The sequence below is a fragment of the Paenibacillus amylolyticus genome, assembly GCF_047302515.1.
GTDB classification, from domain to species: domain Bacteria; phylum Bacillota; class Bacilli; order Paenibacillales; family Paenibacillaceae; genus Paenibacillus; species Paenibacillus amylolyticus_G.
In genome coordinates this window covers 389,564-406,136 of record NZ_CP168019.1, presented here as the reverse complement: position 1 = coordinate 406,136, position 16,573 = coordinate 389,564, and the positions used below count along the sequence as shown (strand labels likewise).

Annotated in this window: 15 protein-coding genes and 2 other annotated features (2 of these 17 cut by a window edge); all 15 genes read right to left on the bottom strand. The window is 47.6% G+C overall.

The features are described from left to right. Positions 1–66, bottom strand: a sequence feature (ribosomal protein L21 leader region); it reaches 19 nt to the left of the window's first position. Between the two features lie 56 nt (positions 67–122). Further along, positions 123–1,373 carry an Rne/Rng family ribonuclease gene (locus ACDJ59_RS01860; protein WP_413407442.1) on the bottom strand — a complete coding sequence of 417 codons (1,251 nt, stop codon included), beginning with the start codon at positions 1,371–1,373 and terminating at the stop codon, positions 123–125. Between the two features lie 106 nt (positions 1,374–1,479). Next, complete coding sequence (locus ACDJ59_RS01855; protein ID WP_413407441.1) at positions 1,480–2,340, bottom strand: M50 family metallopeptidase; 861 nt, start codon at positions 2,338–2,340, stop codon at positions 1,480–1,482. Beyond that, on the bottom strand, positions 2,333–3,181 hold the full coding sequence (locus ACDJ59_RS01850; protein WP_413407440.1) for a peptidoglycan DD-metalloendopeptidase family protein: 849 nt from the start codon (positions 3,179–3,181) through the stop codon (positions 2,333–2,335). Before ACDJ59_RS01850 ends, ACDJ59_RS01855 begins: the two co-directional genes overlap by 8 nt. 149 nt (positions 3,182–3,330) lie before the next feature. Then, positions 3,331–4,125: a septum site-determining protein MinD gene (gene minD, locus ACDJ59_RS01845; RefSeq protein ID WP_036605908.1), complete on the bottom strand. Its 795-nt coding sequence runs from the start codon at positions 4,123–4,125 to the stop codon at positions 3,331–3,333. Positions 4,126–4,128: 3 nt separating this feature from the next. Next, complete coding sequence (gene minC / locus ACDJ59_RS01840; protein ID WP_017692615.1) at positions 4,129–4,791, bottom strand: septum site-determining protein MinC; 663 nt, start codon at positions 4,789–4,791, stop codon at positions 4,129–4,131. 75 nt (positions 4,792–4,866) lie between these two features. Then, on the bottom strand, positions 4,867–5,400 hold the full coding sequence (gene mreD / locus ACDJ59_RS01835; protein WP_091037552.1) for a rod shape-determining protein MreD: 534 nt from the start codon (positions 5,398–5,400) through the stop codon (positions 4,867–4,869). Beyond that, positions 5,400–6,272, bottom strand: coding sequence for a rod shape-determining protein MreC (gene mreC / locus ACDJ59_RS01830; RefSeq protein WP_307542587.1), 873 nt, complete (start codon positions 6,270–6,272; stop codon positions 5,400–5,402). Before mreC ends, mreD begins: the two co-directional genes overlap by 1 nt. A 186-nt stretch (positions 6,273–6,458) precedes the next feature. Then, complete coding sequence (locus tag ACDJ59_RS01825; RefSeq protein WP_017692612.1) at positions 6,459–7,493, bottom strand: rod shape-determining protein; 1,035 nt, start codon at positions 7,491–7,493, stop codon at positions 6,459–6,461. A gap of 183 nt (positions 7,494–7,676) precedes the next feature. Continuing rightward, a complete protein-coding gene (radC, locus tag ACDJ59_RS01820) occupies positions 7,677–8,366 on the bottom strand; it encodes a RadC family protein (RefSeq protein ID WP_413407439.1) in 690 nt (229 codons plus the stop codon). A gap of 37 nt (positions 8,367–8,403) precedes the next feature. Further along, positions 8,404–9,015, bottom strand: coding sequence for a Maf family protein (locus tag ACDJ59_RS01815; protein ID WP_413407438.1), 612 nt, complete (start codon positions 9,013–9,015; stop codon positions 8,404–8,406). Between the two features lie 94 nt (positions 9,016–9,109). Beyond that, positions 9,110–9,352, bottom strand: a complete 243-nt coding sequence (locus ACDJ59_RS01810; RefSeq protein ID WP_047841183.1) for a DUF4321 domain-containing protein — start codon at positions 9,350–9,352, stop codon at positions 9,110–9,112. A 145-nt stretch (positions 9,353–9,497) separates the two neighbouring features. Then, positions 9,498–10,727, bottom strand: coding sequence for an SPOR domain-containing protein (locus ACDJ59_RS01805; RefSeq protein WP_413407437.1), 1,230 nt, complete (start codon positions 10,725–10,727; stop codon positions 9,498–9,500). A gap of 116 nt (positions 10,728–10,843) precedes the next feature. Then, positions 10,844–12,163 carry a UDP-N-acetylmuramate--L-alanine ligase gene (murC, locus tag ACDJ59_RS01800; protein ID WP_413409690.1) on the bottom strand — a complete coding sequence of 440 codons (1,320 nt, stop codon included), beginning with the start codon at positions 12,161–12,163 and terminating at the stop codon, positions 10,844–10,846. A 56-nt stretch (positions 12,164–12,219) separates the two neighbouring features. Then, entirely contained in the window at positions 12,220–13,596 is a 1,377-nt protein-coding gene (locus ACDJ59_RS01795) for a bifunctional folylpolyglutamate synthase/dihydrofolate synthase (protein ID WP_036673600.1), read from the bottom strand. Positions 13,597–13,674: 78 nt separating this feature from the next. Continuing rightward, positions 13,675–16,341: a valine--tRNA ligase gene (locus tag ACDJ59_RS01790; RefSeq protein ID WP_413407436.1), complete on the bottom strand. Its 2,667-nt coding sequence runs from the start codon at positions 16,339–16,341 to the stop codon at positions 13,675–13,677. Positions 16,342–16,402: 61 nt separating this feature from the next. After that, positions 16,403–16,573 (bottom strand) — a binding site (T-box leader); it runs 111 nt beyond the window's last position.

The window sequence follows — 16,573 nt, the reverse complement described above, 5'->3', positions numbered from 1 at the left end:
CGTTCTCAGGTGACAGTGTCCTTACGGAACTGTTCTTATACCCGGCCAGTGCGGTTACAGCATGTGCAAGACCATTAGGCTAAACACATACTTGAAGATTATATCACGCAATATATCAAAAATCAATGCAAAGGTGAAATATATCTTTTTCCCGTACCATGGCAGGAAGAACATGGCTCCTCATAGGGTAACGTACTTTCTTCCCGCACTTTCTTACGGGTAAGTTCGAGCAAACCCAGCTTGGTCCAACCCATTACAAACGCTTTGGTCCGATCCTTCTTGAGCTCACCCTCCAAGGTTGCTGCGACTTCATGCCGATTCGAGGCTTCCTCCATATCAATGAAGTCGACAATAATCATGCCACCGATATCCCGCAGGCGCATCAGACGGGCAATCTCCACTGCTGCCTGTATGTTGGTCTCTGTCACGGTCTCTTCCAGACTGTCACCGCCAGCTCCCGTATATTTGCCTGTGTTCACATCCACTACAGTCAGAGCTTCGGTATGATCAATGACAATGTATCCGCCTCCGGGCAACCACACTTTCCGGGCAAAATCCTTATTCAACTGTTCCTGCACACCATAGGCAGCAAAGATGGATTCTGTTCCCCGATACACCTGTACTTTGGGTTGATGACCAGGACTAATCTCTTCGAGCAATGCTTTTACTTCACGGGCTTGTCCTTCACTATCAGTGATGACTTCGTCACTCCCTGGCGTATACACATCTCTGATGATTCGCTGTACCATGCTATGATCCCGATGCAAGAGGCTTGGTGAAGGCAAACTGTCCGCTTTTTCACGAATCAGATACCACTGCGCGCGTAATGTTTCCAAGTCCGACTTAATGGCTTCATGCTGCTCTTCTCCAGATACGGTCCGAATAATAAGTCCTTCTTCATCCCGCCTCAGTTGCTCCCCAAGTGCCTTAAGACGGGAACGATCCCCTTCACGGGCAATTTTCTTGGATACCGCTACATAGTCAGCAACAGGCATGTAGACAAGCCAACGGCCCGGGAGTGAATAATGAGTCGTCACCCGGGCTCCCTTGCCTCCTACCGGTTCTTTCAGAACCTGAACAATGACTTCCTGACCCGGACGAAGCAACTCCGAGATGGAAGGCTTCACCTTGGGCTGTTTCTCCAGATGGGGATGCAACACATCGTCCACATAGAGAAACGCATTCTTTTTCTGACCAATATCCACGAAAGCAGCCTGCATACCTGGTAACACATTCACGACCCGTCCCTTGAAAAAGGAACCCAGCAGTCCACGATCGCGTGTACGCTCTGCCGTAAATTCCACAGCTTTGCCTTCTTCCAGAAGCGCCATTTGCATGAGGTTATGTTCATTATGTACTATCATTTGTTTCATGGCTTCACCTCTAGAAGACAATTCAAATCATCCACATCCATTTCAGTATCTTTTCAATTCTCATTGTACATATATTAACCCATTCCAGAACAGGTCCACCAGAACACTACAATTTATCACCATTTTGTTGAAAATAGGACCCGATAATCCGTTGCTCAGGCAATACGGCCATAATTCGACCCTGTCTGTTCATCACGTATACCATATGGTATCTTTCTCTCTTTAATAGACGCAAAATAGTGTCCAAAGGTTTCGCCGGGAATGAGATTATTGGCTGCGCCAAACTGCCAGTAGCCGCGTGACGAGCAAACACACCCTCTCGATTCATCAGAAAACGAATAAAGCGATAGGGCACATTTCGATAATCCGTTACGTTGGAATAGAACAAAAAAAGGCCGATTAACAGAATGTTGAGCGGTAGGCCGTAGTCTCCAGTAAACCATCGGCTGATAGCATATAAAATAACCCCTACGCTACACAGAATGCTAATTCTGTAAGTCCACATTAATGTTGTATAGTAGGGTGCCCACAGACTGACAAGTGCCTGAACAATTTTACCTCCGTCCAGAGGAAGTACAGGCAGCAGATTAAAGAGAGCAATGAGCAGGTTCCCCTGAATGATATAGTTGAGAAATACCGGATCGCCCAGATTGCCATACTGCAACAGCATAACCACGCCAACCATCAGGATGTTTTGTAATGGACCAGCCAGAGCAATGATGATTTCCCGGTAGGCCGTGATCGTACCTCCATCTTCGATAACCGCTACTCCTCCAAAAGGAAGCATCTGGATCGACAAGACACGATAGCCCAGAAGTGCCGCCGCCGCAGCATGTCCACATTCATGAATGAATACGATGGCAAACAACGTAATAAGTTCAATAAAATGTCCAGTCAGAAGGGAGGCCATCATAATAATTACAAAAAACGGATGAAACGTAATACGGACTCCCCACACCCTAATCAAGGGCAACAACTTCCGCCGGGTCTACGTACTCCTCCCCCTCTTTGACCGCAAAATAGAGCGTGGCCGGTTGTTCACCACCCGTAGCCTTGAGACTCCCCACTGGATTCCCCGCTTCCACCCAATCATTCACGCTCACTTCACTTTCGTTCAGCCGACCGTATATTGCCGTGACATTGCCTGTATGTTGGATGACAACTGTGAATCCACTTGCTGCATCGCCGATAACCTCCATGACACGCCCAGCATCCGAACTTGCGACCTGTATAAGTTCTGCACCTGCGGCATCCGGAACGATCTCAATTCCCTTCATGCTCAGCGCAAATGGCTGAACCACTGTGCCTGAGATCGGTTTGCCCAGTAACTGCCTTACTTTTAATCCGTTCACGGCATCCGTCGTATGTCCGAGGACCGGAAGAAACGAAGGCGTTCCTCCAAAATGCCGTTCATACCAAGCCGCTGCTGAGGCAAAATCCATATCCCGATGGAGTGCATCCGCAATTACTGTTTTGGGTGATGTCGTCCACGATGTATCCAACTGAAATAGACCCCATACTCCGCCAAATATCAAAGCGCTAATAACCGTCCGTTTGAAAAGTGACTTGAACAGGTTAAATCTCGAATGCCCCCCTGGAACGAAATGACCATTCTCTTTTTTCCACAACCATTCCGGATCTCTTTCCTGTATCCCCTCACTAGGCGTAAATGGTTTTGGGTGTATGATCTCATTCTTGTCCAACAGTGAACCTAATTTCTGCTCCTGTAAGACCTCCACAGTGGCACCCTCCATCAGTCGCCGAATGCGTTCTTCTCGTCTCTGCTTGATTCTGAGTTTCGTGTTCATGGAATGTCCTCCCGCCGAGGCTTGTTTACTACATCCTATGAAGAGTTGGTTGATAATATGAACAAGCCTGCCCGCAGGTAACAAAAAAAGCCGGGCTATAAGCCACGGCTGTCATGTAATCAGATAATGAATAAGTCCATTAAAATGAATTAACCCATTCCCAAGAACTTTTTGAAACGAGTAAATGCTCCCTTTTTCTGCTCCAGCTGCATCAATGGAACCGTATCTCCCAGAATGCGTCGTGCAATGTTGCGGTACGCAATCGCCGCAAGTGAATCCGGATTCATGACCGTAGGTTCTCCTGAATTTGCCGCTTTGATGACCAGTTCATCATCAGGCACAATGCCAATCAGGTCAATATTAAGTACTTGTAAAATACCATCGATATCTAACATGTCACCCGATTTAACCATATTATTGCGAATTCGATTCACCACCAGCTTTGGTGATTGAATGTGCGAACTCTCCAGCAGGCCGATGACACGATCCGCATCACGTACTGCAGCATTTTCCGGTGTAGTGACCACGATGGCCTGATCTGCTCCTGCTACCGCATTTTTGAAACCCTGCTCTATGCCGGCTGGGCAATCAATAATGACGTATTCAAAATCTTTTTTCAATTCAAGGATAATATCCCTGACCTGTTCTGGCGACACTGAGTTTTTGTCTCTCGTCTGCGCCGCAGGCAACATATATAATTCTTCGAAACGCTTGTCTTTGACCAAAGCCTGATTCAGACGGCAGCGGCCGTCCGCAACGTCGCACAGATCGTAAATAATACGGTTTTCGAGTCCCATCACGACATCCAAATTACGAAGGCCGATATCGGTATCTACCAGACAAACCTTTTTGCCGAGCAGCGCCAGCGCTGTCCCGATGTTTGCCGAGGTGGTTGTTTTACCCACGCCGCCTTTACCCGAAGTGATCACGATCGCCTCTCCCATGAGCTACACTCCTTTAAACACATTAAAATCTCGGCGTAACCGAACGATATTGCTCATTTTGTCTATCTGCATCTGATTGTCCTGTAAGTAAGCAAATTCCATTCCGGTCTCTCGGCTCTCCCATTCATCGGGAGGACGACTGATGATATCCGCAATCCGTAGCTGCGTCGGTGCAAATACCGAAGCGGCAATAATCGCTTCCTCGTCCCCGCCAATTCCGGCATGAGCCATACCTCTGAGTGAACCCAACACATATATATCTCCGGTACACGTCACTGTGCCCCCCGGATTGATATCCCCAAGAAACAGGAGATTTCCTTCATGATGAAGCACCTGACCTGAACGCACCATACCACACATGGTTACAATCGGCGGTGGTCCTTTAACCTCCGGTTGGAGTGCAGGTGAGTCGATGGATCGAATAAGCAAATTCCCTTTTTGCTTCAATATATCGAGGATTGCTTCTTTCTGGTCCTCTGTCACTTCGCGGGCACCCAACTTGATATCCACATGAACAATCGGTCCGGTCAAAATATTTTGATGGCTGTGTTCCAGCTTATAGCGGAGCTCATAGAGCAATTCCTCGAATTCACATTGATCGTCCAACAGGAAAACCAGGCCGTCTCGGATGCCTTTAATCGTTACGTGATTCGATTTTACCGTCATAAGCCTGTCCCTCCCATCTCATTACATTTCGTGCCCGGGGCCCCAAGTTCCTGCTTTGCGCTCCATAAATGTATTTTAGGAAGCTTCTTCTGTCTTGCTCCGTCTCTTGCCGATCCGCTCCAGTTGTTTCCGAAGCGGGACATAAATGATCAAGGCAAACACAAAATGAATGAACAAATTAGGAATCATGTATTCAATCAACGCCCAGTCAAACGTCACGTGGTTAAGTTGGAAGAGCTTGTACAGGAAAAATAGCATGGTGTCATTAAGCAAACTTCCCAAAATGACAACCGATACCATAACCGGCAGTGGTGCACGTGGTGCTTGAAAAATGAGTCCCATCATATATGCCGATAATCCCATCGAGAATCCATAAGGTCCAATCATCTCGCCGTAGAATACAACGTCATGCAATAGTCCAAAAAATATACCGAGTACCAGTGCCGTGTGACGATGATGATATACAGCAATAAATAAAATTACGATATAGACCAGATTGGCAGAAATACGCATGTGCCAGCCAGAAGGGATGAGGAGCGGTAAAATTGTGCCTTCCGCAATGAACAAAACGAATAGTAACAGGAACAGAACTTGCTTGCGCGTTACCATTATTCTTTTACCTCAGGCGGGATAATGACAATCAGCTCTTTCCAATCAAGGAAGCTAGCATATGGATCAATTGTAGCTGTTTTGGTTAAACCATACTCACTTTTCTCGACACTCTTCACTTCACCAATCCGCATGTATTTTGGAAAGTTATTGATGATTCCGGATGAAATTATTTCATCCCCCTCTTTGATGTTTGAATCCTCTGAGATCTTGGTCATTTTGAGCATACCCGTCTTGGGATCATAACTCTCAATCATACCAAATACTTTCTCCTTACCTACTGCCGTTGCTGCAATGGCATTAGATGTCGGATCGTTGGCGTCCATGGACGTTAACAGATTAACCGTTGATGTATATGAGCTGACATGACTGATCACGCCGACCAGCCCTTCCTGGGAGGTAACGGCCATCCCCGGCTTGATTCCCGCATTTTCACCGATATCAATGTTAATGGTTCTGCTATTTGGATCCGAATTGGCACTGATAACCTGAGCAATTCGTGAACCGTAATTATAGCGATTCTTCTGTTCTTCTGTGAAATTGAGCGCTTTCTGAAGTTGCTCATTCACTTGCTCCATATCATTGTACTTCAGCCGATCTCGAGTATAGTGACCCATCGCGATGCGGAGCTCTTCATTCTCATCATATACCGTACGCATGTTCGCTACATCTTTGAAAAAGCCCGCTACATAGGAAGCGGGCTTGTAAAATACGTATTGTACAAATCCAACTGAATCCTTCAGGAATTTCTCCGGCCAGGATAGAGTGGTTCGCGGACTGAGCGTAAAGCCCATTAACGCGATAAATGTAACAAGGCCCACCAGCAAAACAAAAAGTCTTTTGTTGCCTAGCAGTTTAAACAGTTCGAACACCCTCTAACATCCATATTCTCTTCCGAGCCATGCCCGGCGGGGAGACTGTCAGACCTGTAGTCCCTGCGAGAATATCAGCCGATCCTCCCCTGTTAAGCGGGTAATAGCTCATCCCCGGGGTTAACCGGGTCCTCTATAAAGATATCTTGCCCACTTGGTCACTATGCCAAGTTAGGCAAATACCAATTAACGTTTGGAACGAACTGCCGAACTGCTTCTGCTTTTGAACAAATGAATATTCTCTAGCGCTTTACCTGTTCCGATGGCTACACAATCCAGCGGGTTCTCAGCCACAATGACAGGCATTCCTGTCTCACCAGCGAGAAGCTTGTCCAGGTTGCGAAGCAACGCCCCACCACCTGTAAGTACAATACCCCGATCCATGATATCGGCAGCAAGTTCAGGCGGGCATTTTTCCAGTGTTACTTTTACCGCTTCAACAATTGCATTCACGGTATCAGCCAGCGCTTCACTGATCTCGTCCGAAGTAATCGTAATTGTCTTCGGCAGACCTGTTACAAGGTCACGTCCACGAATTTCCATCGTTTCTACTTGTTCCAATGGCATAGCTGATCCGATGTCCATCTTCAATTGCTCCGATGTACGCTCACCGATCATCAGATTGTATTGGCGTTTGATGTACTGGATAACGGATTCATCCATCTCGTCACCTGCTACACGAACCGAACGGCTCGTTACAATACCACCAAGAGAGATAACAGCCACTTCCGTTGTACCGCCACCAATATCGACAACCATACTACCCGTTGGTTCCCATACAGGCAGATCTGCACCGATTGCAGCAGCAAAAGGCTCTTCAATTGTGTAGGCTTCACGTGCTCCAGCCTGTTTGGTTGCATCTTCAACCGCACGTTGTTCTACTGCCGTGATCCCGGATGGTACACATACCATCACGTTTGGATGACGCTGGAACATAGAGCGTTGTTTTTGCGCCTCACGGATGAAATATTTGATCATCGTTGCCGTTGTATCGAAATCGGCAATAACGCCATCTTTCATTGGGCGAATGGCACGAATGTTACCTGGTGTACGTCCAATCATTTTTTTGGCGGCTTCACCTACTGCCTCGATGCTATTTGTATCTGTCCGTATAGCGACAACCGAAGGTTCTCGCACCACAATTCCTTTCCCTCGTACATAAACCAACGTATTTGCTGTCCCCAAGTCAATACCCAAATCTTTCGTAAAACCACCAAACATAACATAATCTCCTTTTCTGCCTCATATAGCCGCTCCATTCTGATCCAGAGCGTAATAATTTTATTCCCACGCAATACGTGGAGCTAATATTCGCATTTGTTTTTTTGCATTTGTAAAGTGAACCTATCTTTTACGGACAACGCCGTTAACATTCATAGGAAAACATCAACGCCAACCATTATATTATACTAAGCCCTTCTCCTTCAAACTTACGTACGTTCCATCTCCGATAATAATATGATCAAGCACGTCAATGCCAACAATAGCGCCTGCTTCAATCAGTCTCTTGGTTATTTGGATATCCTCCGGACTGGGCGTAGGATCACCACTCGGATGGTTGTGTGCGCACACAATCGATGCGCTGCTGCATTTGATGGCAGCCCGGAACACTTCACGTGGATGTACAATCGAAGCGTTAAGGCTGCCCATGGAGAGTGTTTCCTGGGCAATAATATGATTTTTGCTATTCAGAAAAAGACACACAAAATGTTCTTTTTGCAAGTAACGCAATTGTTCCATCAGGATATCAGCTGCATCACGCGGTGTACGAATTGAAGTCGACTGTGTGAGTCTGCTCTTGGCAATCCGATGACCCAGCTCAATGCCAGCTTTCAATTGCACAGCCTTGGCATTGCCGATCCCTTTCATCGCGGTCAGTTCTTCCAGACTCAAATCCATCAACGAGCGAATGCCGCCCGTTTCGGCCAGAATCCGCTGTGCCATATGCACCGCGGACTCCTGTCTTGTGCCTGTTCGAAGTAAAATTGCCAGCAATTCAGCATGGCTTAAGGCGCCCGCCCCGTATTCCATCATGCGTTCTCTCGGGCGTTCTTCCTGGGGGATGTCGCGCATCATGTATTGAGGCGACTCCATATGTTCCCTCTTTTCATTTCACAACATTTGGCTTCATTCATGTTCGTGGCAACACATGTACGCCGAACCCGTCCAACATATCACTTAGCAAAGATAGCGGCAAGCCAACCACATTAAAATAACATCCTTCAATGCGGTCGATCAGTGAAGCACCAATGCCCTGAATGGCATATGACCCTGCCTTATCTGAAGGCTCACCTGTCTGCACATAAGCACGGATGGTCGCATCCGACAGCTCTTTCATCGTTACATCGGTCTGGCGGTAATGAACTAACGACTGTCCATTGCCCGCATCAATACAAGCGACGCCCGTAAACACCCGATGTACGCGGCCCTGTAGCCGGGATAACATACGTGCAGCATCCGCTTCGTCTAAGGGTTTGCCTAGAATCTCACCATCCAGAACAACAACGGTGTCACTACCAACAATAATGGCTTCCTGCTCGCGGCCTTCAAGCCCGCGATACACGGCAAGCGCCTTGCGTAAAGCAAGTTCCTGTACCGTCTGTTCAGGTGTCCACTCTGGTGGTGTATCTTCATTGGCATGACTTGGTATTACATCAAACGCTAGGTGGAGTGATGCGATCAGTTCTTTGCGCCGAGGCGATGTGGAGGCCAGAATAATAGGGCGCTGTTGTGTGTTATCCAAAATGAACGGCTCCTTATGCCACGGCAACATCCTGTCCGGATCACGATAATAGATGTCACTGGTTTAATTTTTTTCGTCATAACTCGTCATTCTCCTACAGTCTGCGATACAGCCACACAGCGGCAATCATACCGATCAGACTCAGAAGGCTCATTTGAAATTGAAGTGAAATATCATAACTGATAATATCCAGATCAGCCTGTGGCGACCAACGTATGGTCGTGGCTTTCGTAAGAAAGGCTACTGCCTTTACAGGCTGCAGTGCCTTGGCGATCCACGCTCCGGCCATCCAGCCGAGCAGCAGAAACAGCAATAACATGCCGAAGTTTTTTTTCATCGGTAATCTTCCCTCGCCATTTTTTGACACCCACATTATTATACGGGGTTTTGTACGTCAATACAAACACAAATCCGGCAAGGGGAACTATTTCCAGTTCCTTGCCGGATGGGTATTTCCAAGCGTTGTTATGGGAAAGAGCATGTTACTGCTTTATCGCTTCGAGCCATTTTTTCTGCTGCAGTACATATTCTATCAGATCGGACTGCACGGACCACATGTGTACATCATCCGGGTTTTTGTTGTACTCCGCGATAGCCGTAATTGCACTGTTCATTGATTTCTCCATTCCACCAATAATAGGTTGTACATCTGCGGTCAGGCCAGGTATAAGACTATTCAATTCCGTCATCCATGACTGGTGCTTATTTTGAATCGCGGTCATCGTTTCTGTAGAGACTGCTGCAGGAGCAGACTGTCCTAACTGCTGAATGGACAAGGTAGATAATTGTTCCACCAGTGCAGAACTGTTTGTGAAGAAAAACTGCACATCCTCTTGCTTAACACCGAATATAGCCGGATTGATCTCAGGGTTCACGATCTCCTTGACATACAGTTCAACTCCTTGGGCTTTTAGCCTGGAGCTAAGTAGCTTGGCCTCTTCACGATCAGCCGAAATGCCTGCATATACTCGATTGCCATCTTCAGGATCAGAACCTGCGGCTATACCTGCCTGAGCGAGCTCAAGCTTGGCCTGCTCAGCACGTTCAGGAGAACTGAACACGCCGTATTGAAGTGCATAATATGTACTCCCAGTCGTCGCTGTTTGAACCTGCTGTTCTGTACCTGCAGTCCCCTCCTGACCTGTCACAGTGGAAACTGCCTGATTGACGGGAAGAAGATCGCCTGGCTTCACGGCTCCTTCTTTATTAAAAAATGAAAGAATAACCATACCGAAAAGCGCTCCGGTAACAAGTGCCCCAGTGACAGAACCAATCATTTTCCATCCCCTTGGAGGCCGATTGCGTTTATAGGAATAGTTCTCCGAATCTGCAAGCCAGTCGTGGCCCTGATCATCATGGGTATTGGGCAGATCACGACGCTCTTCCTCCGGATTATCGGTGTGATTAACATAACCGTAACCGGAACGGTTCCCAAAATAATGGGCCTCATCCAAGTTCAAGTTCGAATCATGACTCACCCGCTCGTCAGGTTCAGGTACAGTAGAGCTTGTCAGCACCGTCTCTCCCCAGTCTCCGGGGATATCCTCAGGCGTCCATGATGGGGTTGTATCCATCTGCTTAGGCGTTAGCGGTTGATTATGCGGTAATTCTTCACTTAACGTCACCAATGGACTGGACGCGGATATCCTCTTGTTTTCAGGCTTGTCCGACTCATGATCCCCGAAGCGAAACGTCATTCTAGCATTGCTCACCCGTACCCTCTCCTTTGTCCCATTTATATAAGCTATATGCAGAGACTGGAGAATACATTCCATATAACGCAAAAAACGCCTGCTTCGTATCGAAGACAGGCGATTTCTCAATTGATCTATTTCAAACCTTTGGCAAGTGTATCGCCGACTTTCCAAATATCACCTGCGCCCATCGTAATCACAAGATCTCCTGGCTGCAGACGATGCTGCAGATCAGCTACCACTTCTTCTTTTGTAGGAAGGTAACGTGCAGAAGCATTACTGTTTTGAACGATCAGTTCAACCAGTCTGGCTGAGGTTACCCCTTCGATCTGTTTTTCGCCCGCAGGAGAATAGATATCCGTAATAAGCACTTCATCCGCTTCCGCGAAAGCACGACTGAACGCATCCAGCAGGAAGAACGTCCGCGTATAACGCTGTGGCTGAAATACCGCAATAATGCGTTTGCCTGTTGCTTTGGCCGCACTGATGGTAGCTTCAATCTCAGTCGGGTGATGAGCATAATCATCGATGATCAGCATATCACGCGCCTCGCCCAATACCTGGAATCTGCGTTTGGCTCCGTGGAACTGGATGATAGCTGCCACAATCTTCTCAAATGGAATGCCTGCCTCCAGACAGGTAATCACAGTAGCCATCGCATTATAAACGTTATGCTTACCCGGCACTGATAGTTCCACCGTGCCCATAGCAGCACCCTGATGATTCATCGTAAAGGAGATACGGCGATCGCCCAGTACAATATCCGTTGCCGTATAATCCGCAGCACGATCAATACCATAGGTTGTAATCCGTGACTTGAGTTCTGGCAAAATCGCTTGAACATTCTCGTCGTCAGAACACACAATCGCTGTTCCTTCCGGACGAATCTGGCTCAGGAACTGCACATAAGCCCTTTTGAGCTCCTCAAAATCACTGTTGTAATTCTCCAGATGATCTGCCTCAATATTGGTTACAATACCGAGCCATGGATGGTACTGCAAAAACGAACCATCGCTCTCGTCCGCTTCAGCGACTACCCAGTCGCCTTGGCCGGCCTTCGCGTTGGTACCCACATTCATGATTTCTCCGCCAATAATGTATGTCGGATCTGTATCACATTTATCCATAACAAGTGCAATCATGGATGAAGTGGTTGTTTTACCATGAGCCCCAGCTACAGCCACACCTTTACGTTCGTTCAACAAACGTGCAAGCATCTGGGAACGATGCAGAATCGGAATGTTCAGCTCTGCAGCTGCTATCCGTTCCACATTATCAGCAGGCGCTGCTGTAGAGTAGACAACAAGATCTGCTCCAGTGACGTGCTCTGCCGTATGTCCGATATATATTTTCGCTCCCTTGGCTGCCAACTTCTCGGTCAACTCCTGTGAAGCGACATCCGATCCGGTAACGGTGTATCCCATTTCCAACATAACTCTTGCGATGGCACTCATGCCATATCCGCCAATCCCTATAAAATGAACGTGTTCCGATGTATTTAACAAAACTTTCACCAACCTTTTTCAGAATCGGTTTGATGCAAAAGGGCTGCCCGCACATCCGCAATCAGGTACAGTGTGCCGGAGACCACCCCCAGATCTTCCGCTTCCGTCCGTGACTTCAATAGATCAAGTGCCTTTGCCCATTCGGGCTCGACGATGATTTCCAGTTCCTGCTTCGCAATGGCGGGACGTACCCGTTCGACAATCTGCAGCAATTCGGCTGCATCCATTTTGCGTCGGAAATCTGGCTCGGTCAGGATCAGCGTATCCACTAGTGGCAGTATATGCTGCAAATACGCTTCGTGATGCTTATTTGCCAACATACCCATCATCAAAATTAACTTGTTGTGCGGATAGACATCCATAATGCTCTTGGCCAGTGACTCTGCCCCTTCCGGATTATGTGCTCCATCAAGCACAATTCGGGGTTCATCGACGACTTTTTCGAATCTTCCTGCCCAGAAAGCATTCTCCAGTCCAAGTGCAATATCGTTGTCATCCAGCATAAATGCCATGTATTGTCTAAGCAATTCAAGCACCATAAGTGCGGCCGCTGCATTGTCACATTGATGTGAGCCCTGCATGCGTATGCGAACGTCCAGATCACGGAACGGGCCTGTAAAATGAAAAGATTGTCCGTTCTCATTGCTGTCCAGTCTATGATAAGAGAATTGATCTCCAGCCAAATACACGCTTGATTGAAGCTGCTGTGCTTTCTCCTGAATCACCTTCACAGCTTCGGGTTGAGTCGCGCAAGTCACAACGGGTACTCCCGGCTTGATAATACCTGCCTTTTCTCCAGCAATCTGCTCAATCGTATCTCCAAGCACATCCGTATGATCCATACCAATGTTCGTGATGACGGACACAACAGGTGCGACAATATTCGTTACGTCCATCCTTCCCCCTAGCCCCGTCTCCCATACCACAACGTCAGGGTAACACTCCTCTGCATAGTACAGAAGCGCCAGAGCCGTGGACACCTCAAACATCGTGGGTGATCCAAGCGGAGTGGAGGCCATTTCCATGACCAGTGGATGTAATCGGTTCGAGAGCTTAAGCAGGATTTCTTCAGGAATATCCTCACCGTTGTATTGAAAACGGTTTGTAAACTTGGTGATATAAGGCGACGTAAAGGTACCTACATCATATCCAGCCTGAAGAAGCACTGACGTCAAAAAAGCGCAAGTCGAACCTTTGCCGTTCGTTCCCGCGACATGAATAAATTTGAGACGTTGGTGTGGATTGCCTAACATGGACATCAGACTCTCGATTCGTTCCAATCCAGGTCGGATGCCAAAAGGAATAAGGCCATTGATCCAGTCCACGGCCTCGTTGTACGTAAGTAAAGGAGCTGCTGCATCTGTCCCGTCTAATTCCGTCATCTGATTCACCTTCGGTCCCGAGTTTGAGTGAAAAAAGCGGCCGGATGGCATAATGGCTCTCCATCCGACCCAAATATATTAACCTTTAAGTTCCTTGATTCGTGCAATCACTTTATCCCGTTTATCGGAATAATCTGCTTGCTTGGCGCGCTCTTCCTCAATAACTTTGGCAGGAGCTTTGGCAACAAAGCCTTCGTTCGCCAGTTTTTTCTCTACACGGAGAACTTCGCCCTCAAGGTTCTCCAACTCTTTCTCCAAACGAGCCACTTCCTGCTCGATATCAATAAGACCTGCGAGCGGCAAGTATAGTTCTGCCCCCGTAATGATCGCAGTCATTGCCTTGTCCGGTGAGTTCAAATCCAGCCCACTATCGAACTCGGACGTATTACAGAAACGTTTGATGTAGTGACTGTTACGTGCAATGATGCTGGACGTCTCAGCACTATTTGCTTTGACCATCAACTCGATCTTTTTGCTCATCGGCACGTTCACTTCTGCACGAATGTTTCGCACTGCACGAATGGTATCCATGAGCAGGTTCATCTCGGCAACAGCCTCTGGGTTCTCAAGAGCAGGATCATATACCGGCCATGATGCCAGCGTAATGGTCTCACCTTCATGCGGCAGATGCTGCCAGATCTCTTCGGAGATGTATGGCATAAACGGATGAATCAGGCGCATGGTCTGATCCAGCACATAAGCAAGCACGGATTGTGTTTTCTTCTTGGCAACCGGATCTTCCCCATAGAAGGACAGCTTAGCAAACTCGATGTACCAGTCACACAGGTCATCCCAGATAAAGTTATACAACACACGACCCGTTTCCCCAAATTCATACGCTTCGATTAGACGCGTAATATCGCGGGAAGTTTCGTTCAGACGGTGCAAAATCCAATAATCCGCTGTACCAAGCTCTCCGCTGATGTCACGTTCCTCATAGGTGAATCCTTCCAGATTCATCAATGCAAAGCGCGAAGCATTCCAGATCTTGTTGGCGAAATTACGTGCCTGCTCCACCCGTTCCCAACGGAAACGCAGATCCTGACCTGGCGTGCTGCTGGTTGAGATCATGTAACGCATTGCATCTGCGCCGTATTTCTCAATCACATCCAGCGGATCTACACCGTTACCCAGTGATTTGGACATTTTGCGTCCATCTGCGTCACGAACAAGACCATGCATCAGTACATCCTTGAACGGAATCTCATCCGTGAATTCCAATGCAGTGAAAATCATACGTGCAACCCAGAAATATATGATGTCATACCCTGTCACAAGTACACTTGTCGGATAATAACGTTGCAGATCTTCCGTATCTTCCGGCCAGCCTAGTGTGGAGAAAGGCCATAATCCGGAGCTAAACCATGTATCCAGAACATCTTCATCCTGTCTGAGCTTGCGTCCAGCATACTCTGGCAGCGTTGTTGGATCTTCAGCAGATACGATGATTTCACCCGTTTCCTCATCATACCAGGCAGGAATACGATGTCCCCACCATAGTTGACGGGAAATACACCAGTCACGAACGTTCTCGATCCAGTTCAGATAGGTTTTCTCAAAACGATCTGGAACAAAATTAACCCCTTCGCCGCTCTGTTGTTTCTTAATAGCTCTCTCTGCAAGTGGCTTCATCTCAACGAACCACTGTGTAGACAGATACGGCTCAACAACAGCTCCGGTACGCTCACTGTGTCCAACCTGATGCGTGTGATCCTCAATGTTGATCAATACACCCTGCTCTTTCAAGTCAGCAACAATCTGCTTGCGGCAGTCACTGCGATCCAGTCCCTGATACTTGCCTGCCTCAGCATTCATTGTGCCGCTCTCATCCATTACCGTAATTTGGGGCAGATCATGACGAAGACCTACTTCAAAGTCATTTGGATCATGCGCAGGCGTGATTTTAACAGCACCACTTCCAAACTCTTTATCCACATAATCATCAGCGATAATTGGAATTTCGCGTCCAATGATAGGCAGTACAAGTACTTTACCAATCATATCTGCATAACGCTCATCCTTCGGATGAACAGCAACCGCTGTATCACCCAGCATCGTTTCAGGACGTGTTGTTGCCACTGTAACGTAGCCACTTCCGTCTTTGAGCGGGTAACGCAGATGGTACAGGTGACCCTGAACCTCTTTATATTCAACCTCAATGTCGGACAGCGCTGTCCGGTTCACCGGGTCCCAGTTAATGATGCGTTTGCCTCGGTAAATAAGGCCTTTTTCATACAGTTGAACAAATACTTTACGAACCGCTTGGGACAGACCTTCATCCAGCGTAAAACGTTCACGTGAGTAATCAAGTGACAAGCCCATTTTGCCCCATTGCTGACGAATGGTAGTGGCATACTGATCTTTCCAGTCCCATACCTTCTCCAGAAACTTCTCACGTCCCAGATCATAACGAGTCAGACCTTCTTCACGCAGCTTCTGCTCCACTTTGGTTTGGGTAGCAATACCTGCATGGTCGGAACCCGGAAGCCACAGTGCGTCATAACCTTGCATCCGTTTGGTGCGGATCAGAATATCCTGCAGTGTAAAATCGAGCGCATGCCCAATGTGCAGCATCCCGGTCACATTTGGGGGTGGAATTACAATTGTATACGGCTCGGCATCTTTACGTTGACCGGCTTTGAAATATCCACGCTCCATCCAGGTGGCGTACCATTTATCCTCTGCCGCCTTAGGATCGTAAGTGGTCGGCATTTCTGTTGCAGCTGATTTTTTTTCCTCAGACATGTGTCATTCCTCCGTTACTTCATTATCTTCGCCAAAAAAAACAAAAAAAACCTTTCATCCATCAAAGGACGAAAGGTTAGCTTTCGCGGTACCACCTTTGTTTCACGCCTACAGCAAGATAGACTTCACCCTCTGTACATGACGTGACACTTCAAGCAGATAACGGCTGCTACCGGCCCATCCTACCTCAGAAATAAATGACGATAGATCTCTTTCATCCCTTGTATTCAAA